This is a genomic window from Nitrosospira sp. TNL200 (genome assembly GCF_055386305.1).
The window spans coordinates 108,331-130,580 of sequence record NZ_AP041003.1; the positions used below are offsets into that span (position 1 = coordinate 108,331).

The window sequence follows — 22,250 nt, forward strand, 5'->3', positions numbered from 1 at the left end:
TCCAACAGGTACTAGCCAGGATGGCTGGTAATTACGGCACTATCCTGTTGTTGAGGATGACTTTGCTCTGGTTGTTCCAGACGACGTCGGTCAGGTTGGAGTAGCGGGTGATGATCTGGGCAGCAATGCCGCCAGAAAACAGCCCGGACCAGCCCAGGATGACGAAGCCCCAGTGCAGCGGCGCGCTAAACAGTTCTTCCATGAACCAGAAGGCATGGCCCCATTCGTTCAATCCCACGTTCGGCAGAATCATGAGCGGACCGGCAATGGCCATGACCAGCGGAAACGAGGTCCCGCGCGAGTACAGCGGCAGGCGCGTCATGGCATACAGGTAGCTCGCCACGCCGCAGACGATGTACATGGGAAAGGAGCCGTAGAACACCACCACGTGGCTCGGGGTGAAGCTGGTGTCGCGTATGATGACCTGGTGCCAGGAGGCGTCCTGCTCGGTGAAGAAGCTGCCGCCCCAGTATACGCCAAACAGGTACACGCCCAGCCACATCATCCAGTAGAAGTAACGCTTGACTTCCAGCTTGGGGTCCAGGTTGTCCAGCTGTTCCTTGGTGTCGCGGGTCTTCCATATCCAGCCCCAGGTCACCAGTGCAAATATCGGCATGACGATCATGTGAACCCGCCACAGACCCATCCATACCTTCTCGAATTCGGGTTCCATCGAGTCCATCCCGTGCGAGTAGGCAAACGTCCTCTGGAACCAAATCCAGAAAATCGCTACGCCCAGCATGGTCAATAACCCAAATTTGTACCACTTCGAGTCGTACCACAGCGACATGTCGTAGTCGCGTCCGCTCGACGCCGCGTGGCTTGACGTCCCTAGTGTTGTTGCCATATTTCACCTCCTAAACCAATAATTGAACCTCAACCCTTCGCGGCGGAATAACGCCGCGTGCATGTAATTGGATTCAGGGGAATACAGTTTAGTTCCCTTTTCTCCCTGGTGAAAACACGGATGGCAAGCAGGGATATCATTAAGCCCATGCGATCACCCGAAGCTTCGTCCATCCACCAAGGCGGCCACAGGCTGCGATGCACTTTTTTATTCCCCCGGCGGCGGCAGAACCGGTAAAATCGGAGCAGTGGTCTCGGGTTATCGATTCATTCTTCGCTACGCGTGCATCAGCGTCCTGATTGTCTGAATAATTACAACGATTGAGCAAGATCCAGTCACATATGGACGTTTTAAAGCATTTTTGTTTGTTTCTTCTGTTCTACCCGCTGGCTTCCATTGCCCAGGCAAGCGCAACAAGCAGCCTCAAGAATTTCATCCACGATGCGCGCACGGTTCGCGCAACTTTCACCCAAAGCGTTCTCGACAAGAACGGGCGTACCGTACAAACAGGGCAGGGAACCATGCAGTTCCAGCGTCCGGGCAAGTTCCGCTGGATATACGAAAAGCCTTACGAACAACTGATCGTAGGCGATGGCGACCGCATATGGTTTTATGATCGCGATCTCAATCAGGTGACGGTGCGCCGCCTCGATCTTGCCATCGGAAGCAGTCCCGCCGCATTGCTCGCCGGCGATTCCGATATTGAACAGAATTTCGAGCTTCGCGATACCGGTTCTCTCGCAGGCACGGAATGGCTCGAAGCAAAACCCAAAACCAGGGATAGTACTTTCGAGTGGGTGCGACTGGGCTTTACGCTGGACGGGGTACTGAAATCCATGGAATTGCACGATAATTTCGGCCAGACCACGGTGCTTACATTTTCGCGACTGGAGCGAAACCCCCGACTTGCCCCGGATCTATTCAAGTTCACTCCTCCCGCTGGCTCGGACGTCATCAGTGACTGACCTGTTTGGGATGCGCAAGCCTTCCGCGCCGCTCGCGAAAAAATTGCGTCCTCAAGCACTGAAAGACGTAGTAGGCCAATCTCATTTGCTTGAAGCCGGCAAGCCGCTGCGGCTTGCTTTCGAATCCGGCAAGCCGCATTCCATGATTCTCTGGGGGCCGCCGGGGACAGGCAAGACGACACTGGCCCGCCTCATGGCAGCGGTATTCGATGCGGAATTTATCGCGCTGTCCGCAGTCTTGTCCGGCGTGAAGGATATCCGTGAAGCAGTGGAACGCGCCCAGGCTATCCTGCAGCAATCCGGGCGGCACACCATCCTGTTTGTCGACGAGGTGCACCGCTTCAATAAATCCCAGCAGGATGCGTTCCTACCCTTTGTCGAACAGGGGTTGGTGACATTTGTCGGCGCTACTACCGAAAACCCTTCGTTTGAAGTGAACGGCGCATTGTTGTCGCGTGCGCAAGTGTATGTGCTCAACCCGCTGTCGGACGATGAGATCGGGATCGTGTTCGAGCGTGCGCGCAATCTCGCGCTGCCGGACCTGGATTTCACGGGGGATGCGAAACGCCTATTGATCGGGTACGCTGACGGCGATGCTCGTCGCCTGCTCAATTTTCTCGAGCAGATAAAAACGGCGGCGGCAACCGAAGGCATTGCCGCAATAGACAGGGAGTATGCGCAAGCTGCGCTCTCTCCCGGCGGGCGCCGCTTCGACAAGGGAGGTGACAACTTCTATGACCAGATTTCCGTCTTGCACAAATCGGTTCGCGGCTCCAATCCAGATGCCGCGCTTTACTGGACATGCCGGATGCTCGACACAGGAGCCGATCCGCGTTACATCGCACGCCGTCTCATTCGCGTCGCGGCGGAAGACATCGGCCTGGCTGATCCCCGCGCACTGCAGATCGCATTGAACGCAAGCGAAACTTATGAGCGCCTCGGCAGTCCCGAAGGGGAACTGGCGCTGGCGCAGGCAGCCCTGTATCTTGCTTGCGCTCCCAAGAGCAATGCCGCCTATCTTGCGTATAATGAAGCGAGAGCTTTCATAGCTGGCGACAAGTCGCGGCCTGTCCCGGAACATTTGCGAAACGCACCCACCCGGCTGATGAAGGAGCTGGGTTTCGGGCATGGCTACCGGTATGCGCATGACGAACCTGAAGCATACGCCGCCGGAGAGGATTATTTGCCTGAAGGAATGCCACAGGTCCGGTTTTATCGACCTACTCCGTACGGTCTTGAGAAAAAAATCGCGGAAAGACTGGACCATCTGCGCGAACTGGACGAACAGGCAAAGAAGCAATCATAGGGAGTCCTGGAAGAGAGCCCAGGCGGGCAGCAGGCCCATCGGTGCTGGCGCACCCCATTTTTTGGAGTTTGCATGCTGGATATTCAATTGTTGCGCACCGACCCGGGGGGAACCGCGGAACGCCTCGCCAGGCGTGGCTTCCTCCTGGATATTGCCGGATTCGAAATTCTGGAAACGAAGCGCAAGGACTTGCAGACCCGGACCCAGGAATTGCAGGCGCGGCGCAATGCCCTCTCCCGGCAGATCGGCAATGCCAAGTCCAGAGGAGAGGATGCAAATTCTTTCATGGCGGAAGTCTCCGGCCTCGGGGATGAGCTGGCTCGGAATGCGGTCGAGCTGGAAGGAATTCAAAGCGAGTTGCAGCAGATATTGCTGCAAATGCCAAACCTGCCGCACCACAGCGTTCCCGAGGGAAATAGCGAAACCGATAACCGGGAGGTGCGGCGCTGGGGAACACTGCCTTCATTCGATTTTCCGGTAAATGATCATGTAAGCATAGGCGAGAATCTCGGGTTGCTGGACTTCGCGACCGCTGCCAAACTGACCGGCTCGCGTTTCAGCCTGATGACCGGGGGCCTTGCACGTCTTCACCGGGCCCTGGCGCAGTTCATGCTGGACGTCCAGACGCAGGAGCACGGGTACACGGAAGCGTATGTGCCTTATCTGGTCAATGCGGAAAGCCTGCGGGGTACCGGGCAACTGCCGAAATTCGAAAATGATTCATTTAAAATTTACCACCAGAAAGATGAGCCGGGCGAAGGCGTGCCGGAATCCGCAAAGGCCGCGCAGGGAGAGTTGCACGCCGGAGGCGGCTCTTCGGCTCGGGAAGAAGACTGGTACTTGATCCCGACCTCGGAAGTTCCGCTGACCAACACCGTGCGCAATCAGATCATTGCCCTGGAGGCCTTGCCCGTCAAGCTCACCGCGCATACGCCGTGCTTCCGCTCCGAGGCGGGCAGTTATGGCAGGGACACGCGCGGAATGATCCGCCAGCATCAGTTCGATAAAGTGGAGTTGGTGCAGATCGTACATCCGCAAAGCTCGTATGACGTTTTGGAGGAGCTTGCCGGCCATGCTGAAAAAATTTTGCAGAAACTGGAACTGCCTTATCGGGTAATGCTGTTATGTACCGCCGATATGGGTTTTTCGGCAGCCAAGACCTACGACATCGAAGTGTGGCTGCCAGCGCAAAACGCCTACCGCGAGATTTCCTCGTGCAGCAACTGCGAGGCTTTCCAGGCGCGGCGCATGCAGGCGCGCTTCCGTAACGAAAAAGGTAAAACGGAGCTGCTGCATACGCTGAACGGATCGGGACTGGCGGTAGGGCGCACGCTGGTGGCGATTCTGGAGAACTTTCAGAATGCCGATGGCAGCATATCCATTCCTCGCGTGCTGCAACCATACATGGGCGGAATGGATCGGCTTGCCCGGGGGCAGAAAACTAATTCAAACCGGCCAATTTCTCATTCCAGGGAGAGTTTTATCATGCAAGGCAAATCTGGCAGCAAACCCATCCACAAGAGCGGGAAAGCATCGGCGCTCGAATCTGAGGTGCGGGAGGCTATCGCCCATGGGAATAATGTCCAGCAGGCGGTACGGGATTTAACGGTCAAGGCGCTCAGTACCCGGCCCGATTTCGAATCTCTTCGCCATATCCTTACTGCAGTGATGCAGGGAGTGCGCGAAGGCGCCCAGCAAAAGATGCAGAATAATTCCGGGGAGACCCACGCAGTGCTGGAATCCATTCGCGACGCGGTTGCCGGCCTGGATACGGCGCTGGCGCAGTTTGCAGAAGCATCGAAGCTGGCTCTGGAGGAGGCTGCCGGCCGGGCCCAGAAGTTTTCCAGCGAGGAACTTGCGCATCTGCGTTCCGAACTGGAAAGCATCGAGCATCTTTTCTTTGAAGTGGTGCAGGCTTCCGCTTCCAGCGCTCAGCAAGCCGTGTCGGAAACTTTGCGCGACTTCGTGACACATGCAAAGCGCAACGGTACCGCGGTCGGGTCTCAGCTGGAGGATACGCTGGCGGCTTTCAACCGTGAGATAAGCTCGACCGGGCGCGTGGGACTGGAAACCGGCGTAAGGTTGACGCATGCGATTACCGAACTCATGCGCCAGGTCGCGACCGGAATGCTAAGCGGCGTGGCCGAACGCGTCAAATCCGGACGTAAGCCTTCCGATCGTCGCTCATGAATAGCCACTGCTTTTTCAGAATACCCGGAATACCTTAAGAAACCTTTGAGCAAAGCCCGAACCGGAGGCAAGGCGCCTGTATCGTTTGCATATCGCTAAACGCTGCAACCTTCCGCGCCACAACTACCTTCTCCCTCGGGGATTTGAGGCGTTCCCTGTACCGTTGTGGATTCATCGGGTTCTTCGGACAGCAATGCGCCAATGGAAAAACCGACGGCCAGATCGCTCACATGGCCGAACTTGTGCAAGCGGATGTGCCCGCTTTTATCGATGAGAATGAGGGTGGGCGTGCCTTGCATCTGGTACACACGCATGGTAAGCGGAACGCCATGCGGCTCTCCGTCATATTTGTCTATGCCTATAGGGAAGCGAAGCCGGTACTCGTGCACGAATACTTCCAGCGCGTCGCGGCCCATCACCGAGTGGTGTTCAAAGACCGTGTGCATGCCGATGACCGCCACCCGTTCGGGGTCGAATTCCTGATAAATCCTTTGCGCCTGGGGAATGCCGACTTGTACGCAGCCGGGGCAAAAAATTTGAAAGGTATGCAGAACGACCACCTTGCCACGCAATTCCGCCAATGAAAGCGGGCAGGGTGTATTGAGCCATCCGGAAGCTTGCAGTTCAGGGGCCATTCTGGTGCTGATGCTATCGTTTTCCGTCATCCGCTCCTCCTCGTAAACAGGATTATCCACCCGATAAAATCGGCTTGGGAATATCCATGGCGGCTCCCCTTATCCCGGCCTGGCGCGCTCCAACGGTAGAGTAAAAACCCGTCTGGGCAGCAGTGGCATCTTCCCGTCTGCAACTCATCGGAGTCCACCTCTGCGCCGAGGATACTTTTGCTTTTGCGCAAAATAAGGTACGCGCTGCATCCGATTCATGGCAGATGGCTACGCGCGATTTTATCCGGAATTATTTGATTATTTAACCTGTTAAATAATCGGAGAAAACTGGACATAAATTTCCTTTTTCCACCGCAATAATAGGCGGAATCCTGGTATTCCGTCAAGAATGTTTCCGGTTTTTTAAGGTGATGACGCAGGGCTATCCAGATATCGCCATGAAGGCAATGCAAGGGGGTCGAGATAGTAAAAAGCGGGGGCAAAAAGTTCGTCGCCAGGGCACGTTTTCTATATGAAATCGACATATATTCCCCGTCAAATATTGACGACGTCATTAACCGGAAGAATGGTGTTGAAGCGAAAGAGGCTTTATGAGGAAAATGTGAGGCGTGTGAATGGAGCGCTTTCAAAATACACCTCGATCCACGCGGATCGGCGGTTTGATGGAACACGACGTATTTTTAATTATACCATTGATCTTAAAATATATTCATCAGATTATGCATCGTTTTCCAACCGGCTGCCGGCCCTTTTCTCCAGGCGTTCCCCGAGCGGATTCCCACAATGCCAATGGGGTAAAATTACCCTGTTTTGAAGAAGGGAAAATACCAATTTTTAGAATAGGGTCATTATTGTTTTTGATTAGGATGATCGCGTTTTCTTTCTTGTACGCTAAATTTTGCTGTGGTAGAATTTCGCTCCATTTCGGTCCGAGCGGCTTACGCCGGATCAGTGATTGAAGTGGAAAGGAAGGGCCCTGGCGGGAAAAGGATGGGGCAGCGTGAAAGGCAGGATTAAATTTCACGCATGCCTTGTATTTCAGGATGACGCCAGCGCCTCCTGGTCAGGAAGAGGTGCATGGCTGATCAAAGTAATTGAGGGCAATGCAGGTGGTGGCAGGAACAGGGTTTTCTTCGTAGCCGTCACTTTCCGCCACAATAAGGATAGCCGGTCGAAAAACGGGAAATCAACGGGAAGTCCACAGTAGTAACGGTTTTAATGGTTCACCTTGAGCGAAATGTAAATCAGAATCAGTCTTTTTTAGACAAAACATGGAACTTATAGACATGCCGTTATTCTTAGTGTGTGGAATTCAGCCGTTTTTTTGAGAATAAGCTCATAGGATAACACAATTACCGACATTCACAATAGGGTTATTTGGCATAAATTAAATCCTTTGTCAGTGGGGAAAAATCGCAGTCAAGATGCTTGATTGCCGATCTGAGCGAAAACAATCCAGAGGTCGCCTGGAAGTTATCGTGAAACGGCCAGGTCAAGGACGGGATCTTGTAATAATCATGGGGTCGTACTGTAATCAGTAATCAAGTGGGGGGATATATGAGCAGTAGAGCAGTATCGAGGATCATGGCTACATTGTTGGTCGCGCTTTATTCCGGGATGGGGATGGCGGCGGCTGATCCGCACCAGTTAAACCTGCCCGAGCCGCAGACGATCATAGCCAGGCAGATATACGACCAGCATACATTGGCATTATGGGTATGCCTGGCGATATTCATCGTTGTGTTTGGGGCCATGTTTTATTCGGTGCTCAAGCATCGGAAAGACGCGGGGTACAAGGCTGCGAACTTTCATCACAGCACCACGGTAGAGATCATCTGGACCACGATCCCGTTTTTGATTCTGATCGGGATGGCCTACCCCGCCACCAAGACCGTGATCGCCATGAAGGACGCCTCGGGCGCGGACATCACCATCAAGACCACGGGGTATCAATGGAAATGGGGATATGACTACATCACGGGCGAAGGCGAAGGCATCAGTTTCCTGAGCGCGCTGGCCACGCCCCAGGAACAGATCCGGAATGCCGCGCCCAAGGGAGAGAACTATCTTCTGGAAGTGGACAATCCCCTGGTGGTGCCCGTAGGCAAGAAGGTTCGCATACTCCTGACCGCCAACGACGTCATCCACGCCTGGTGGGTACCCGCCCTGGGCTCCAAGCAGGACGCCATACCTGGCTACGTTCGCGACACCTGGTTCACGGCCGACAAGCCTGGGACCTACCGCGGGCAGTGCGCCGAACTGTGCGGCAAGGAACACGGCTTCATGCCCATTGTTGTGGAAGTGGTGGAACAGGACAAGTACGCCCAGTGGGTGGACCAGCAGAAGAAGAAGAGCGCTGCGGCCACGGTAGACCCCAACAAGGTATTCACCCTGGATGAATTGAAGGCCGAGGGCGAGAAAGTCTATGGCGCCAACTGCGTGGCCTGCCACCAGGCCAACGGCAAGGGCATCCCTGGCACGTTTGCCGCCCTGGATGGATCGAAGGTAGCCACCGGGCCGAAGGCGGATCACCTCAACATTGTAATGAACGGAAAGACTGGCACAGCAATGGCTGCATTCAAGCACTTGTCGGACGTACAAATCGCGGCGGTGGTCACCTACGAGCGCAACTCCTGGGGCAACACGACAGGAGACGTAGTGCAGCCATCAGAAATCAACGGACTCAGAAAATAGCATCAAGGAGGAAAAAATGGCAGCAGTACATGATCACGACATAGGACATGCGCACGATCATCATCCCACCGGGATGATGCGCTGGATGACCACCACCAACCACAAGGACATCGGCACCATGTACCTGTGGTTCAGTTTCATGATGTTCCTGACCGGGGGCGTGATGGCGCTGACGATCCGTGCCGAGCTGTTCCAGCCGGGCATACAGATCGTCAATCCCGAGTTCTTCAACCAGTTGACCACGATGCATGGACTGGTGATGGTGTTTGGCGCCATCATGCCGGCCTTCGTCGGCTTTGCGAACTGGCAGATCCCGATGATGATCGGTGCGCCGGACATGGCGTTCGCGCGCATGAACAACTGGAGCTTCTGGCTGCTGCCCCCGGCGGCGCTGCTGCTGATCGGCTCATTTTTCGTGCCGGGTGGCGCGCCCGCGGGCGGCTGGACGATTTATCCGCCGCTTTCAGTGCAGATGGGCATGGGCATGGACATGGCGATATTTGCGCTCCACATAATGGGCGCTTCATCCATCATGGGGTCGATCAACATCATCACCACGATACTGAACATGCGCGCGCCGGGCATGACGCTGATGAAGATGCCGCTGTTCGTCTGGACCTGGCTCATCACCGCCTACTTGCTGGTCATGGTGATGCCGGTGCTGGCGGGTGCGGTCACCATGCTGCTGACCGACCGTAATTTCGGCACCAACTTCTTCAATGCGGCGGGCGGCGGCGATCCGGTCATGTTCCAGCACATCTTCTGGTTCTTCGGCCATCCGGAAGTCTATATCATGATCCTGCCCGCGTTCGGCATCGTCTCCGAGATCATCCCGACCTTCGCGCGCAAGCCGCTCTTCGGGTATTCCTCGATGGTGTACGCGACCGCGTCGATTGCCATCCTGTCATGCATCGTATGGGCGCATCACATGTTCACCGCCGGCATGCCGGTCACCGGTCAGCTGTTTTTCATGTATGCGACCATGCTGATCGCCGTGCCCACGGGAGTGAAGGTGTTCAACTGGACCGCCACCATGTGGCGCGGCTCCATGACCTTCGAGACGCCGATGTTGTTTGCCATCGGTTTTATCTTCCTGTTTACGCTCGGCGGCTTCAGCGGCGTGGTCTGCGCCATCGTGCCGATCGACATCCAGGTGCAGGACACCTACTACGTGATCGCGCACTTCCACTACGTCCTAGTATCTGGAGCCCTGTTTGGCATATTCGGCGGAGTCTATTACTGGATACCCAAGTGGACCGGGCACATGTATGACGAGACCCTGGGCAAGACGCACTTCTGGCTGTCGATGTTCTTCTTCAACCTGGCCTTCTTCGTGCAGCACTTCCTGGGACTGGCGGGCATGCCGCGCCGTATTCCGGATTATGCGCTGCAGTTCGCGGACTTCAACATGATCTCGAGCATCGGCGCATTTGGTTTCGGATTTTCCCAGTTGCTGTTCCTTTACATCGTGCTGAAGTGCATCCGTGGAGGAGAAAAAGCCGAAGCGAAACCGTGGGAAGGGGCGAATACACTGGAGTGGACGCTGCCGTCGCCAGCACCCTACCATAGCTTTGAAACACCTCCGGTAGTCAGATAAGCGGCATGCAGAAAGATTTGCCAGCAGAGGAAGCACGAAGGCGTCGCGGAGCTATAAGAACCGGGCTGATTCTGCTGGCAATGGTCGTGGCAATTTTTGTTACAGTCCTGGTGAAAAACTGGAAATGAGCGTACTTCGGGCCAACTCCATAGTAATGAGAAAACTACTGGTTTTTACAGTGGTCATGTTTGGTTTCGGCTTTGGGCTCGTTCCCTTTTATGAAAAAATCTGCGAAGTTACGGGAATCAACAACCTGCTCCAGGCTGATACCATCGCCGAAAATACCCAGGTGGATACCGGTCGATGGGTGACGGTGCAATTGGACTCGAACACCCGAGGATTGCCCTGGGAATTCAAGCCACTGCAGTCGAATGTGCGGATCCACCCGGGTGAACTGGTGCAGGTAGTGTATGAGGTCCGAAATAATTCGGATCGTGAGATTACCGGGCAGGCGATACCTAGCTACGCGCCGCAATTGCTGGGAAAGCACTTGAAGAAGCTGGAGTGTTTCTGTTTCAGCAAGCAGGTTCTGAAACCGAATGAAGTCCGGCAAATGCCGGTTCAGTTTCTGATTGAGCCGGGCCTGCCGACTGATTATGACACCGTAACTATTTCATATACATTTTTTGAGCTTGGAGGCGACTAGCCCTATCAGACTATCCGTTGCGGAAATGAGTCGGGGGTGGACGGCAGGAATTGAAAGACGGCAGTGAAAAACCGGAGAAAGGTACTTTTTTACAGGCAATGAAGGCAGTGTCGTGGGCATTTTTCGGGATTCGTAAAAACACCGATCACGATCATGACGCGGCAACACTGACAATGGGACAGGTGATAATCGCCGGTATCGTGGGAGCAGCCTTGTTTGTATTGGGTGTGGTATTGGTGGTTAAGTTGGTGACAAGTTAAAATCAATCAAATATACGCAGGAGAAAGAGCATGAGTCAACACGCAGCAGATCATGGTCACGATCACTATTACGTTCCAGCCCCATCGACATATCCCATTACCGGGTCGATAGCGCTGCTGTTCATGGGTTTTGGCGCCGCGTTTTCAGTCAACCGGCTTCCGCTGGGCTACGGCCTGCTGACGATCGGCTTTGCCATTCTCTTCTACATGATATTCGTCTGGTTCCGCACCGTGGCGCGCGAGAGCGAGAGCGGCAAGTTCAACAAGCAGGTGGACAAATCGTTCCGCTGGGGGATGAGCTGGTTCATCTTCTCCGAAGTCATGTTTTTTGCGGCCTTCTTCGGCGCGCTCTACTACATGCGCGCATTTTCCATTCCCTGGCTCTCCGACATGGAGCACAAGCTGTTGTGGCCGGACTTCACCGGGGAATGGCCCACGGCGGGTCCGGGCATCAAGGAGAAGTTCATGCCCATGGGGCCCTGGGGGCTGCCCGCGATCAACACCCTGATCCTGCTGACATCGGGCGTGACCGTGACCTGGGCGCACTGGGCGCTCAAGCTGAACAAGCGTGGCCAGCTCAAGCTGGGCCTGTTCCTGACCTTTGCCTTGGGATTCCTGTTCGTGGGCCTGCAGGCGTATGAATACGGCCATGCCTACTCGGATCTCAACCTCAAGCTCACCACCGGGGCATATGGCGCGTCATTCTTCATGCTGACCGGATTTCACGGCTTCCACGTGACCCTGGGCTCGATCATGCTGGTGGTCATCTATTGCCGGGTGCTGGCGGGGCACTTCACGCCCGAGAATCATTTCGGCTTTGAAGGCGTCGCCTGGTACTGGCACTTCGTGGACGTGGTGTGGCTGGGATTGTTCATCTTCGTCTACTGGCTGATATAGCTCGTTTAAGCATCAGCGCTGGGAAGCTAGAGGGGGATATATCCCCAATAGGTTCCCAGCATCAGCAGAGTGAACAAAAGCAAAGATAGGCTAATGCGAAGAGTGAGAGATTTGACCGCGCGAGTGCCCTGCCCCTTGTCCTTGATCATGTAATACATGGCCGATGCCAGGCTGGCTAATATGAAGAAAAAAAATAGTAGCGCGACGATCTTTAACATCTCATTCCTGCAATAAGTTAGGTCTGGAAACAAGTTTAGCCGAGTTCAGCCAACTATCCAATGACTATTTCAGGATGGCGATACACCCCGAAATTATGGTCAACGGTACTCGCCGCGCTCGTGATAATCACCATGGTGCAACTCGGCAACTGGCAGCTTTCGCGGGCTCGGGAAAAAGAGTCAAGACAGAAACAGCTTGACATGCTTTCCCGCGAACCAGCAGTGGCATTACCTGAGGCCCCGGTAAAACTGGAGGATTTTCAATATCGCCGGGTAGAGGTTCGAGGTGTGTATGTGCCGGCCCACACGATATTTCTCGACAACAAGATAAACCAGGGCGCGGTGGGATACCACGTCATCACGCCCATGAGGATAGGCACGGGTTCCATGCATGTTTTAGTCAATCGAGGTTGGGTCGTCGCAGATCCTGATCGCACCAAGCTGCCTTCGGTTACTACGCCCGAGGGGACGGTGACGATCTCGGGAACGGCAACAGCGGCATCACAGAAGACCCTGGAACTTTCGAAAGAGGTGGTTTTCGGTCCAGTCTGGGGAAATCTTGATCCAGAGCGCTACGCCAGCGCTACGGGGCTGAGAGTGCAGCCCGTGATGATATTGCAGCAGGATAATGTGAACGACGGTCTGGTGCGGAAATGGACACGGCCGGACTCGGGTTCCGCAAAAAACTGGGGATACGCGATTCAATGGTTCTCCATGGCATTGGCTGTGCTGATTATTTATTTGGTGTTAAGTGTCAAACGAGAGCGCTCCAAAAGCACGTAAAACAAACAGGCGCACGCTGATTTTATTGTTGGTAATCATGTGTGCACCATTTATCGCATCCTATACGCTGTTTTTCATGGATGTGAGGCCCAACCCCGTTAATTATGGCGAATTGCTCAAGGTGAAGCCTTTATCGGGGAGCGCCTTGAACCAATCGAACGACACCATATTCCGGATGCGCGATCTGCGTGGTAAATGGGCGCTATTATCGGTGGACTCGGGGAAGTGCGATGAGGCGTGCCGGAAGAAGCTCTATTACATGCGGCAGGTTCGAACTGTACAGAACGCCGAAAAGGATCGAATAGAACGTGTATGGCTGATAGATGATGATGTGAAGCCGGCATCGGAAATCGTGGACGAGTTCAAGGGAACCTGGCTGCTTGGCGCCAAAGACAGTGAGTTGCTCAAGCAATTTCCCGCGGAAGGCCTGCATGATTACATATACGTGATAGATCCGATAGCCAATTTGATGATGCGTTTTCCAAAAGATTCGGACCCTACAAAAATGGCAAAGGACATTAAGCGGTTACTTAAGGTTTCCCAGCTGGAGCATGCAATGGGAACCGATCAAAGGCATTAGAGGTTTTCGAATTGAAGCGAAATCGTCCATGAGCAGAGACTTCGCATAAACGAGAAGCTGCTCGGTACTATAAAGGATGTTCGATCGTTTAAAAGCAGGCGCCGAGCCTGCATGAATCAGGAGATTAATCATGGCTACTAGTCTGGCTTGGCAGCAAACTACTTCCCGCATGCAGCAGTTTTATCGTTTGACCAAGCCGCGAGTGGTATCGCTTATCGTTTTTACCGCTTTCATCGGCATGTTTCTTTCTGTTCCCGGCGCTGTGCCCCTAAACGCCCTGATATTCGGTACGCTGGGGATAGCGTTGGTGGCGGGGGCCGCAGCAGCAGTGAATTGTCTGGTGGAGCAGAAGCTCGATGCAGTCATGGCGCGCACCCGGGGTCGGCCGCTTCCCCGCGGAACCGTGACTTCGCCTGAAACGCTGTTCTTCCTGGCCCTGATAGGCGGCACGGGTTTGCTGATCCTTCATCAATTGGTGAACCCGCTCACCATGTGGTTGACCCTGGGTACTTTTGTCGGCTACGCCATCATCTACACGGTCATCCTCAAACCCATGACTCCGCAAAATATAGTGATAGGCGGTGCTTCCGGCGCCATGCCGCCCGTCCTGGGATGGGCTGCGGTGACGGGTGAGGTTTCCGCTGACGCCCTTTTATTGTTTCTTATAATCTTCGCTTGGACTCCTCCGCATTTCTGGGCGCTGGCGCTGTATCGCAAGCTGGAATATGCCAAGATCGGAATGCCCATGCTGCCGGTAACGCATGGTGACAAATTCACGCGCTTGCATGTTTTGCTGTACACGCTGATTCTCATTGCCGTGACGCTGATGCCATACGCTACCAAAATGAGCGGCCTCATCTATCTTGCGGGCGCAGGCATTCTGGATGCCGTATTCTTATATTACGCCGTAAAGATTTATGTGGACTATAGCGATCAGCTCGCGAAAAAGACCTTCAGATATTCCATATTCTATCTGGCGGCTTTGTTTGTTGTTCTGCTGGTGGATCATTACATCCGGTTTTAATCTTTTCACGTGACCTTTGGTCTCAGGGCAGTCCTTGCCTGGTTCGCGGTGTTCTTTCTGACAAGTTGCGGAAACATCGCGAACCCCACATTTTTATCTACCGATATTACCAATGCCAGCTTTGGCCGGGAATTGAAGCTTCCGGGACCGACTGGTGAGGCCCGGACACTTGCGGATTTCAAAGGCAAAGTCGTAGCCGTGTTTTTTGGCTATACCCAATGTCCGGATATCTGCCCCGCGACAATGAGCAAGCTCGCAGGCGCCGTGCAAAAACTGGGAGTCGATGCGGCAAGGGTTCAGGTGTTATTCGTCACTCTCGATCCCGAGCATGATACCCCCTCCGTCCTGCGGGAATACCTTTCAGCTTTCAACCCTGCATTCATTGGTCTGTCCGGCGATACAGAGGCTACGCAGGAGGTTGCGAACGAGTTCAAAATCGTTTATCAGAAGGTAGTTGGGGATTCGCCGGGCCACGAAATCATGGAACACTCGGCTGGCACCTATTTGTTTGATCCTCAGGGAAGACTCAGGTTGTATGTCAGTGGCGAAAAGGGAGAAGATGTTTTCGCTCATGATATCGCCCGATTGCTTAAAGCCGCGGGATAGGCGCGAGGCAAATTTTGCACTTGCATTGTTTGCCGCTAAGTTCCCTGGGTAAGCAGGGGTTAAAATAAAGTAACGGATTACTTGAGAATTAACCCCGTTAAAGAGTAAAATGTCGCCCTTTCATATCAGGCATTTAATGGAGAAGTAGGCATGCCAGTCACAACCGATCAAAAAGCACAGGTCGTGCGCGACTATCAACGAGCGGCAGGGGACACCGGTTCTCCTGAAGTGCAAGTGGCATTGTTGACTGCCCGTATCAACGGCTTGGCTAATCACTTCAAGGCGCATGTCAAGGATCATCATTCGCGCCGGGGATTGCTGCGCATGGTGAGTCGCCGCCGCAAGCTGCTCGACTATCTCAAACACAGGCATGCGGATAGCTATCGGACGTTGATAGATCGCCTCGGTCTGCGCAAGTAGAATTCGATCTCTCGTTGGGATAACAGCAATCAGTTTGCGAACCGCTCATCTTCCGTATGAGCGGTGAACTTCGTGTGGCAGCGTTGACGAAGCCGCGCCAGAAGAATTTATCAAAAGGGCAGCTAATTGAAATCAATTAAAAAAAGCATTACCTACGGCAATCACAAACTAACGCTGGAAACCGGTGAGATAGCGAGACAGGCGCACGGAGCGGTGATGGTGACCATGGATGACACTGTCGTTCTGGTAACCGTAGTGGGGGCCAGGAATGCAAGGCAAGGGCAGGATTTTTTTCCGTTGACAGTGGATTATCAGGAGAGAAGTTACGCGGCAGGCAGAATACCTGGCAGTTTTTTCAAGCGGGAAGGTCGTCCATCCGAAAAAGAAATTCTTACCTCCCGCCTGATCGACCGCCCCATCCGCCCTCTATTCCCCGATAATTTTTACAACGAAGTCCAGATCGTCGCCACTGTCATGTCCTCCGACAATGAAGTGGATGCGGATATTCCTTCCATGCTGGGGGCGTCAGCTGCGCTGGTTCTTTCCGGCATTCCATTCGATGGTCCAATGGGAGCCGCGCGAGTCGGGTATATCAATGGAGAATACCTGCTTAATCCAACCACGACGGAATTGAAGCACACGCAGTTGAATCTGGTAGTGGCGGGAACGCAGCAGGCAGTGCTGATGGTCGAATCGGAGGCCCTGGAGTTATCGGAAGATATCATGCTGGGTGCCATCCTCTATGGTCATCAGCAAATGCAGCCGGTAATCGACGCAATAAACGAGTTGGCGGATGAGGCCGGCGTTACCGCGTGGGACTGGGTTCCGGAGCCGAAGGACGAAAGTCTGGGAGAGAAAATTGCCAAGCTGGCGGAGGCTGACCTGCGTACGGCATTCAAATTGAAGCAGAAGCAGGCCAGGTCTGAAGCGATAGACAGCATCTGGCAACGGATTTTCACCGAAGTGGGAGTCGGGGCCGAAGATGGACCGGATGCGCAGGCTGTCAAAGAGGCTAGTTTTGCCCTTGAATCAAGAATCGTGCGCTCGCAGATTCTCGACGGAGAACCGCGCATAGATGGCCGGGATACCCGCACGGTTCGCCCCATCACTATTCGTAACGGCCTGTTGCCTCGTACCCATGGCTCCGCTTTGTTCACTCGCGGGGAAACCCAGGCGCTTGTAGTGGCAACGCTGGGAACCGGACGCGACGAGCAAAAGATCGATGCGCTACAGGGAGATTATTCCGAGCGCTTCATGCTTCATTACAATATGCCTCCGTATGCGACCGGAGAAACCGGGCGTGTCGGCACGCCCAAGCGTCGAGAAATTGGCCACGGGCGCCTTGCCAAGCGGGCGCTGGTAGCGGTATTGCCCTCGGCAGAAGAATTCGGCTATTCTCTGCGGGTGGTATCGGAGATCACCGAATCCAACGGTTCCAGCTCCATGGCATCAGTCTGTGGCGGTTGCCTTGCATTGATGGATGCAGGGGTTCCGTTAAAGGCGCACGTGGCGGGAATCGCCATGGGATTGATCAAGGAAGGTAATCGCTTCGCGGTGCTAACCGATATTCTCGGCGACGAGGATCATCTGGGTGACATGGATTTCAAGGTGGCCGGTACCGAGAGTGGCATTACCGCGCTGCAAATGGACATCAAGATACAAGGAATCACCAGGGACATCCTGCATGTCGCCCTGATACAGGCGCGAGAAGGAAGAATGCACATCCTTGGCATCATGAAGCAGGCCCTTCCCGCAACCCGCGAGGATATCTCGGAACATGCGCCTCGCATCATCAAGATGAAAATCAACCCTGAGAAGATCCGGGATGTAATCGGCAAGGGAGGAGCAGTAATACGGGCGTTGACCGAAGAAACCGGCACGACTATCGACATCACGGACGACGGCACAGTGATGATAGCGTGCGTGAATGCCGAAGGTGGTGAACTGGCCCGAAAACGCATCGAGGATATTACCGCCGAAGTCGAAGTGGGCAGAGTATATGATGGGACCGTATTGAAGCTACTCGATTTTGGCGCCATTGTCAGCGTGTTGCCCGGGAAGGACGGTCTGCTGCATATTTCCCAGATCGCAAATGAACGTGTCAATAATGTGTCGGATCATCTCAAGGAAGGCCAGGTGGTTCGTGTCAAGGTCCTGGAAGCAGACGACAAGGGACGGCTGCGCCTAAGCATGAAAGCAGCGGCTGCCGACGTCCAGGGTGACGGTACCGCATAGTCCTCAATCCGGCAGTCGACCACTCTTTTTAATTTGGAACCACGATCCACAAAGATTTTCGCGGTACTCGACGTTCACCTACATGGTGAATTTGATACAGGGCGGATTTAGGATGATACCGCCAGTTGCCAAAAAAGCCCCTTTCGCAAGAAAGGGGCTTTTGATTTGGCTGGTGGCGCAATTCAAACCAATCGCTGAAAACGGTCCTTACGATCGCCTGCTTCGACCGGCTTGGCGTGCCTCGCCCGCCGCTATTTTGCTACCTGTTTTTCTCTTATCTCGTCCAGGGTCTTGCAATCGATACAAAGAGTAGCAGTCGGTCGCGCTTCCAGGCGCTTCAGTCCGATTTCCACGCCGCAGCTTTCGCAATATCCATAATCCCCTGTATCGATCTTGGCAATCGTTTCCTCGATTTTTTTGATCAGCTTGCGTTCCCGATCCCGGTTGCGTAATTCGAGCGCCATATCTGATTCCTGGCTTGCACGATCATTGGGATCAGCGAATATGGTAGCCTCGTCCTGCATGGTGTGTACCGTACGATCGATATCATGGCCAAGCTCAATCTTGATGCCTTCCAGAATATTGCGGAAGTGCATAAGCTGCTTGGAGTTCATGTAGCTCTCACCTTTCTTGGGCTTGTAGGGTACGGATTGTTTATGCAATTCTGGCGGCATTTTATTTGTCCTTTTCCTGATGACAGTTACACGCGTTGCAAAAAAGCATTATACAGCAAGTCTTCTTGCATACGTTTGAGTCTGGGCATTGGCCGAAACCCGAATAGCTTCCGCGGTTACGCCACGGAAAGGCTATTGCCAGATCCTCCCAACATCCCTCAGATATCCCAGCTGGCGCCGTTAGATTACCAAAAACAGTGAAAAGTCGCCGGGCCTGAATTTTATCGGTGAATCTGGGGACGTAAACGCGCTGGAATTCCCGATGGGAAAAGCGGCAGCGTTGATAAACGTCCCATGGCTCATCAATATATGCTATGTTCCATAGGCCATACTACGCCCGAAAGTCAGGCAGAGTTTATCCATCAACGCTCAAGGCCCATATGGCAGATCGCGCCGCTGATCAAACAGCTGGTACTGGGACCTGCGGCATCGGTCATCTTCATCAATGTCGCATGCTGCGAACATTTCAAACATCTTATAGAGGAGGACGAACATAATGGCTAACAAGAAAAGAATGATCTCAATTGCAATCGGTTCAGCTTTTGCCGCTGTTAGTACGGTGCCGATAGTTTCCGCAACAGACAACCCCTTTGCATCCCAATCTCTTTCCAAGGGTTACATGGTGGCCGATGCACATAAGCACCAGAAAAGCGGCGAAGGCAAATGCGGGGGAGAAGGCGCTTGCGGCGAAGGGCGATGTGGCGCCTCCATGGCGGATGCCAACAAGGATGGCAAGATCACGAAGGAAGAATGGACAGCGCACCACAACGCCATGTTCGAGCATATGGATGCTAACAAGGATGGCACGATCAGCAAGGACGAATTGAAGGGCAAAATGACAGACGGAAAGTGCGGCAGCGGCAAATAGGCCGTATCGCTGCTTCCCGCCATTAAACCGGCTTTCTGCGCTCAACGAGCCGGGAAGCCGGCCTGATCCCGAAAAATGTGACATAATATTTTCATCCGAAATAGAGGAGAAAAATTATGTGCAACAAAAGAACAGCCATTTCCCTGGCAGTAGGCTCGGCATTCGCCGCCACGCTTGGCATCGCACCAGTCGTTTCCGCGGCTGAGAACACTCCTGAAAATCTTTTTGCCGCACGGACGCTGGACAAGGGGTACGTTCTGGCTTATGCCGATCGCGTGGACCCCAACAAGTACGGCGGCGGAGGAGCTCCCAAAACCTCGGAAGGGAGATGCGGCATGTCGATGGTGGATGCCAACAAGGATGGGAAAGTGACCAAGCAGGAATTTCTCAAGCACCACGAAGCCATATTCGACAGGATGGATACGAACAAGGACGGAGCAGTCGATCAGCCTGAGGCCGACGCATATGGAGGCACCAAGTCCAGCGGAGCAAGTGCAGCCCCCCATGGGGCAATGAAGAAGTAGTTCCACCCTTGAATTTTGCCGGAGTGGCCGGAGCCGGGCTGGGCTTGAGGCGTGAGTTGATCCCCGCCCTGAAAAACGGCGTTCCCCTAGCAGTCGATTTCCTTGAGGTTGCTCCAGAAAACTGGATCGACCTCGGCGGCGCGGCAGGGCGCGATCTGTGCAACTTCACCGAGCGCTACCCGTTCGTATGCCACGGGCTTTCCCTTTCCATTGGAGGCCCGGCTCCACTGGATGAGAAGCTTCTCCATAAAATCCGGCATTTCCTGGACCAGCACCGGATTTCCCTTTATACGGAGCACCTCTCATACTGCTCCGATGACGGCCATCTATACGATCTGCTTCCAATACCCTTCACCGGAGAGGCGGTAAGGTATGTGGCAGCGCGCATCCGGCGCGCCCAGGATATTCTCGAGCGCCGCATCGCCATGGAAAATGCTTCTTTCTACCTGCAGTCCCCGATCGCGGAGATGAGCGAAGCGGATTTCATCCGCGCGGTGCTGGCCGAAGCAGATTGCAGCCTCCATCTCGACGTCAACAACGTGTATGTCAACAGCATCAACCATGGTTATGATGCGATCGAATTCATTCGCTCCATGCCGTCCGAGCGCATCGTCTATATGCACATGGCCGGACACTACAATGAATCCGAGAACCTCATAATAGACACACATGGCGCTGACGTGATCGATCCCGTCTGGTCATTGCTGGATGAGGCATATCATATTCATGGCGTAGCGCCCACGCTGCTGGAACGCGATTTCAATATTCCGCCTCTTGCGCAGCTCGTGCATGAAGTCGAGCGCATTGCCGCCATCCAGCAACAGCATGCCGATAAAGGCCACGAACCCTATGCCCGGCGCGCTTCCTGAATTCCAGCGCTTCCAGTATGCGTTCACCGCGCATATCCGCAATCCCAAGGCCAACCCGCTTCCGCAAGGGGTCGAAGCGCAGCGCATGCGCATATATCGGTCGCTCGTCTACAATAACATCCAGAATTTTCTGCAGAGCTGCTTCCCCGTGCTCAAAAAGATACTGGGGACACGGCGGTGGGAGCGCCTGGTGCGTCGTTTTCTGGATACCCATCGCAGCCATTCACCCTTCTTTCGTGAGATACCAGGGGAATTCGTCCAGTTCCTCCAGAAAGAGGGGTCCATCCCCACCGGTTATCCCGAATTCGTGCTCGAGCTCGCCCACTATGAATGGATAGAGCTGGTGCTATCCGTTTCGACCGAAGCTCCCGACTGGGGCGCTGTAGACACAACGGGCAGCCTGCTCGAAGGGCGCCCTGTCCTCAATCCCGTCCTGGCAAATCTTTACTACCATTGGCCGGTGCATCATCTGGCGCCTCGCGTCCCCGCGGAGCGCGCGGATACCTACCTGCTCGTATTCCGGGATTCCGAAGATCAGGTCCGCTTCATCGAGGTAAACGCATTTACCGCCCGGCTCATCAACCTGCTCGATGCGGCCGAGCATACCGGTCAGTCAGCGCTTGAAATGATAGCGAGGGAAAGCCGGCACCCCGCGCCGGAAGCCGTGATCCGGGGAGGGATGGAAATCATGCGCGATTTGCAGGCTCGCGGCGCCCTGCTGGGCGTCTATCGCCAGTGACTCCCTACAGGCATTCCAGAACAGTATTTTCTGCTTATCCCTGAAGAATAATGAATTCAGCCGCGCCGGATTATCCGGCATAATCTACCCTTTTCATTCGAGCTGTAATGAATGTCGTCCGGCAATCTACGTGGCATCCCCGGCCATCCCTGTTGTCGCCGCACGCACGCGGCTGGCTGCAGAATCGCGGTTCGCTCACCCAGCTTATTCAGCAGCGCTGCTGCAGCGAGTTTCGCGTCAAACCGGTGTTCCAGTCACTTGCAAAAGCCTGCATGGATGAGCTCGATGTAATGAATCTGCGCCAGAATGAACTTGCCATGGTGCGGGAAGTGTATCTGTACTGTGGCGAAACCCCGGTGGTATTTGCCCATTCCGTGGTGGCGGAAAAAAACCTTCAGGGTGCCTGGAGAGGATTGAGCGGCCTCGGCAGCAGATCGCTCGGCACGGTGCTGTTTACGAATCCGGTAGTGAAGCGCACGCCGTTGCGATTCAAAAAACTGACTTCCGCTCATCCGCTTTTTCGGCGCGCCTGCCAGAAATTGCAGAGAAAGCCGCTGGATCTCTGGGCCCGCCGCTCACTATTCAGCCTGCACGAGCAATCCATACTCGTCACGGAAGTGTTTCTTCCACCCATTCTGGAACTGGGGCGGTGACGCTCGTATCACTAACGCGGCGCCTCTCC

General features: G+C 54.4%; 23 protein-coding genes and 1 pseudogene. 20 read left to right on the forward strand and 4 right to left on the reverse strand.

Annotation, left to right across the window (positions count from 1 at the left end; all coding sequences use genetic code 11):
• Positions 1-31: 31 nt before the first annotated feature.
• The gene (locus ACZ5CE_RS00565) at positions 32-847 is read right to left on the reverse strand and encodes a methane monooxygenase/ammonia monooxygenase subunit C (protein WP_464575058.1); all 816 of its coding nucleotides are present in this window, start codon (positions 845-847) and stop codon (positions 32-34) included.
• Positions 848-1,188: 341 nt separating this feature from the next.
• On the opposite strand from ACZ5CE_RS00565, the gene lolA reads away from it, so the two are divergent.
• The 4 genes and pseudogenes from lolA to ACZ5CE_RS00585 all read left to right on the forward strand — a co-directional run bounded on the left by lolA (position 1,189) and on the right by ACZ5CE_RS00585 (position 5,308).
• Complete coding sequence (gene lolA, locus ACZ5CE_RS00570) at positions 1,189-1,812, forward strand: outer membrane lipoprotein periplasmic chaperone LolA (RefSeq protein WP_464575811.1); 624 nt, start codon at positions 1,189-1,191, stop codon at positions 1,810-1,812.
• The gene (locus ACZ5CE_RS00575; protein ID WP_464575812.1) at positions 1,805-3,118 is read left to right on the forward strand and encodes a replication-associated recombination protein A; all 1,314 of its coding nucleotides are present in this window, start codon (positions 1,805-1,807) and stop codon (positions 3,116-3,118) included. Before lolA ends, ACZ5CE_RS00575 begins: the two co-directional genes overlap by 8 nt.
• A gap of 72 nt (positions 3,119-3,190) precedes the next feature.
• Positions 3,191-4,543: pseudogene (serS, locus tag ACZ5CE_RS00580) on the forward strand (serine--tRNA ligase); the annotation flags it as partial.
• A 60-nt stretch (positions 4,544-4,603) separates the two neighbouring features.
• The gene (locus ACZ5CE_RS00585; protein ID WP_464577560.1) at positions 4,604-5,308 is read left to right on the forward strand and encodes a DUF6781 family protein; all 705 of its coding nucleotides are present in this window, start codon (positions 4,604-4,606) and stop codon (positions 5,306-5,308) included.
• A 95-nt stretch (positions 5,309-5,403) separates the two neighbouring features.
• Here the strand turns inward: ACZ5CE_RS00585 and ACZ5CE_RS00590 are convergent, their stop codons facing one another.
• Complete coding sequence (locus ACZ5CE_RS00590; protein ID WP_464575813.1) at positions 5,404-5,973, reverse strand: redoxin domain-containing protein; 570 nt, start codon at positions 5,971-5,973, stop codon at positions 5,404-5,406.
• 1,545 nt (positions 5,974-7,518) lie between these two features.
• Between ACZ5CE_RS00590 and coxB the strand changes: the two genes are divergently transcribed.
• From coxB to ACZ5CE_RS00615, 5 genes are all read left to right on the forward strand, one after another.
• Positions 7,519-8,628: a cytochrome c oxidase subunit II gene (gene coxB, locus ACZ5CE_RS00595; RefSeq protein WP_464575814.1), complete on the forward strand. Its 1,110-nt coding sequence runs from the start codon at positions 7,519-7,521 to the stop codon at positions 8,626-8,628.
• 16 nt (positions 8,629-8,644) lie between these two features.
• Complete coding sequence (gene ctaD, locus ACZ5CE_RS00600) at positions 8,645-10,225, forward strand: cytochrome c oxidase subunit I (RefSeq protein WP_464575815.1); 1,581 nt, start codon at positions 8,645-8,647, stop codon at positions 10,223-10,225.
• A 124-nt stretch (positions 10,226-10,349) separates the two neighbouring features.
• A complete protein-coding gene (locus ACZ5CE_RS00605) occupies positions 10,350-10,871 on the forward strand; it encodes a cytochrome c oxidase assembly protein (RefSeq protein ID WP_464575816.1) in 522 nt (173 codons plus the stop codon).
• A gap of 50 nt (positions 10,872-10,921) precedes the next feature.
• Positions 10,922-11,131: a DUF2970 domain-containing protein gene (locus tag ACZ5CE_RS00610; RefSeq protein WP_464575817.1), complete on the forward strand. Its 210-nt coding sequence runs from the start codon at positions 10,922-10,924 to the stop codon at positions 11,129-11,131.
• A gap of 30 nt (positions 11,132-11,161) precedes the next feature.
• Positions 11,162-12,028, forward strand: coding sequence for a cytochrome c oxidase subunit 3 (locus tag ACZ5CE_RS00615; RefSeq protein ID WP_464575818.1), 867 nt, complete (start codon positions 11,162-11,164; stop codon positions 12,026-12,028).
• A 26-nt stretch (positions 12,029-12,054) separates the two neighbouring features.
• On the opposite strand, the gene ACZ5CE_RS00620 is transcribed toward ACZ5CE_RS00615, so the two are convergent.
• A complete protein-coding gene (locus tag ACZ5CE_RS00620) occupies positions 12,055-12,246 on the reverse strand; it encodes a twin transmembrane helix small protein (protein ID WP_464575819.1) in 192 nt (63 codons plus the stop codon).
• A gap of 60 nt (positions 12,247-12,306) precedes the next feature.
• Here ACZ5CE_RS00620 and ACZ5CE_RS00625 point away from each other — a divergent pair, with 60 nt between their 5' ends.
• The 6 genes from ACZ5CE_RS00625 (at position 12,307) to pnp (ending at position 17,894) form a co-directional block, all read left to right on the forward strand.
• Entirely contained in the window at positions 12,307-13,029 is a 723-nt protein-coding gene (locus ACZ5CE_RS00625; RefSeq protein ID WP_464575820.1) for an SURF1 family protein, read from the forward strand.
• A 37-nt stretch (positions 13,030-13,066) separates the two neighbouring features.
• A complete protein-coding gene (locus tag ACZ5CE_RS00630; protein WP_464575821.1) occupies positions 13,067-13,609 on the forward strand; it encodes an SCO family protein in 543 nt (180 codons plus the stop codon).
• A 130-nt stretch (positions 13,610-13,739) separates the two neighbouring features.
• Positions 13,740-14,633, forward strand: a complete 894-nt coding sequence (gene cyoE / locus ACZ5CE_RS00635; protein WP_464575822.1) for a heme o synthase — start codon at positions 13,740-13,742, stop codon at positions 14,631-14,633.
• Positions 14,634-14,681: 48 nt separating this feature from the next.
• On the forward strand, positions 14,682-15,239 hold the full coding sequence (locus tag ACZ5CE_RS00640) for an SCO family protein (RefSeq protein WP_464575823.1): 558 nt from the start codon (positions 14,682-14,684) through the stop codon (positions 15,237-15,239).
• Positions 15,240-15,389: 150 nt separating this feature from the next.
• Positions 15,390-15,659, forward strand: coding sequence for a 30S ribosomal protein S15 (gene rpsO, locus ACZ5CE_RS00645; RefSeq protein WP_464575824.1), 270 nt, complete (start codon positions 15,390-15,392; stop codon positions 15,657-15,659).
• A gap of 126 nt (positions 15,660-15,785) precedes the next feature.
• On the forward strand, positions 15,786-17,894 hold the full coding sequence (pnp, locus tag ACZ5CE_RS00650) for a polyribonucleotide nucleotidyltransferase (protein WP_464575825.1): 2,109 nt from the start codon (positions 15,786-15,788) through the stop codon (positions 17,892-17,894).
• Positions 17,895-18,145: 251 nt separating this feature from the next.
• Here pnp and dksA read toward each other — a convergent pair whose 3' ends face one another.
• Positions 18,146-18,568, reverse strand: coding sequence for an RNA polymerase-binding protein DksA (dksA, locus tag ACZ5CE_RS00655; protein WP_464575826.1), 423 nt, complete (start codon positions 18,566-18,568; stop codon positions 18,146-18,148).
• A gap of 496 nt (positions 18,569-19,064) precedes the next feature.
• On the opposite strand from dksA, the gene ACZ5CE_RS00660 reads away from it, so the two are divergent.
• The 5 genes from ACZ5CE_RS00660 (at position 19,065) to ACZ5CE_RS00680 (ending at position 22,221) form a co-directional block, all read left to right on the forward strand.
• The gene (locus ACZ5CE_RS00660) at positions 19,065-19,436 is read left to right on the forward strand and encodes an HvfA family oxazolone/thioamide-modified RiPP metallophore (protein WP_464575827.1); all 372 of its coding nucleotides are present in this window, start codon (positions 19,065-19,067) and stop codon (positions 19,434-19,436) included.
• A 116-nt stretch (positions 19,437-19,552) separates the two neighbouring features.
• Entirely contained in the window at positions 19,553-19,960 is a 408-nt protein-coding gene (locus tag ACZ5CE_RS00665; RefSeq protein WP_464575828.1) for a hypothetical protein, read from the forward strand.
• Positions 19,961-19,968: 8 nt separating this feature from the next.
• Entirely contained in the window at positions 19,969-20,829 is an 861-nt protein-coding gene (locus tag ACZ5CE_RS00670; RefSeq protein ID WP_464575829.1) for an HvfB family MNIO-type RiPP peptide maturase, read from the forward strand.
• Positions 20,786-21,568 (forward strand): HvfC family RiPP maturation protein, encoded by a 783-nt coding sequence (locus ACZ5CE_RS00675; protein ID WP_464575830.1) that lies wholly within the window; start codon positions 20,786-20,788, stop codon positions 21,566-21,568. The genes ACZ5CE_RS00670 and ACZ5CE_RS00675 overlap by 44 nt, the downstream gene beginning before the upstream one ends.
• A gap of 107 nt (positions 21,569-21,675) precedes the next feature.
• Positions 21,676-22,221, forward strand: coding sequence for a chorismate--pyruvate lyase family protein (locus ACZ5CE_RS00680; RefSeq protein ID WP_464575831.1), 546 nt, complete (start codon positions 21,676-21,678; stop codon positions 22,219-22,221).
• Positions 22,222-22,250: the final 29 nt, after the last annotated feature.

Bases quoted from the DNA above. Each gene is read 5' to 3' on its own strand.
- ACZ5CE_RS00565 (WP_464575058.1), bottom strand. From the start codon at position 847: ATGGCAACAACACTAGGGACGTCAAGCCACGCGGCGTCGAGCGGACGC.
- lolA (WP_464575811.1), top strand. From the start codon at position 1,189: ATGGACGTTTTAAAGCATTTTTGTTTGTTTCTTCTGTTCTACCCGCTG.
- ACZ5CE_RS00585 (WP_464577560.1), top strand. From the start codon at position 4,604: ATGCAAGGCAAATCTGGCAGCAAACCCATCCACAAGAGCGGGAAAGCA.
- ACZ5CE_RS00590 (WP_464575813.1), bottom strand. From the start codon at position 5,973: ATGACGGAAAACGATAGCATCAGCACCAGAATGGCCCCTGAACTGCAA.
- coxB (WP_464575814.1), top strand. From the start codon at position 7,519: ATGGCTACATTGTTGGTCGCGCTTTATTCCGGGATGGGGATGGCGGCG.
- ctaD (WP_464575815.1), top strand. From the start codon at position 8,645: ATGGCAGCAGTACATGATCACGACATAGGACATGCGCACGATCATCAT.
- ACZ5CE_RS00605 (WP_464575816.1), top strand. From the start codon at position 10,350: ATGAGCGTACTTCGGGCCAACTCCATAGTAATGAGAAAACTACTGGTT.
- ACZ5CE_RS00615 (WP_464575818.1), top strand. From the start codon at position 11,162: ATGAGTCAACACGCAGCAGATCATGGTCACGATCACTATTACGTTCCA.
- ACZ5CE_RS00620 (WP_464575819.1), bottom strand. From the start codon at position 12,246: ATGTTAAAGATCGTCGCGCTACTATTTTTTTTCTTCATATTAGCCAGC.
- ACZ5CE_RS00625 (WP_464575820.1), top strand. From the start codon at position 12,307: ATGACTATTTCAGGATGGCGATACACCCCGAAATTATGGTCAACGGTA.
- ACZ5CE_RS00630 (WP_464575821.1), top strand. From the start codon at position 13,067: ATGTGTGCACCATTTATCGCATCCTATACGCTGTTTTTCATGGATGTG.
- cyoE (WP_464575822.1), top strand. From the start codon at position 13,740: ATGGCTACTAGTCTGGCTTGGCAGCAAACTACTTCCCGCATGCAGCAG.
- rpsO (WP_464575824.1), top strand. From the start codon at position 15,390: ATGCCAGTCACAACCGATCAAAAAGCACAGGTCGTGCGCGACTATCAA.
- dksA (WP_464575826.1), bottom strand. From the start codon at position 18,568: ATGCCGCCAGAATTGCATAAACAATCCGTACCCTACAAGCCCAAGAAA.
- ACZ5CE_RS00660 (WP_464575827.1), top strand. From the start codon at position 19,065: ATGGCTAACAAGAAAAGAATGATCTCAATTGCAATCGGTTCAGCTTTT.
- ACZ5CE_RS00665 (WP_464575828.1), top strand. From the start codon at position 19,553: ATGTGCAACAAAAGAACAGCCATTTCCCTGGCAGTAGGCTCGGCATTC.
- ACZ5CE_RS00675 (WP_464575830.1), top strand. From the start codon at position 20,786: ATGCCGATAAAGGCCACGAACCCTATGCCCGGCGCGCTTCCTGAATTC.
- ACZ5CE_RS00680 (WP_464575831.1), top strand. From the start codon at position 21,676: ATGAATGTCGTCCGGCAATCTACGTGGCATCCCCGGCCATCCCTGTTG.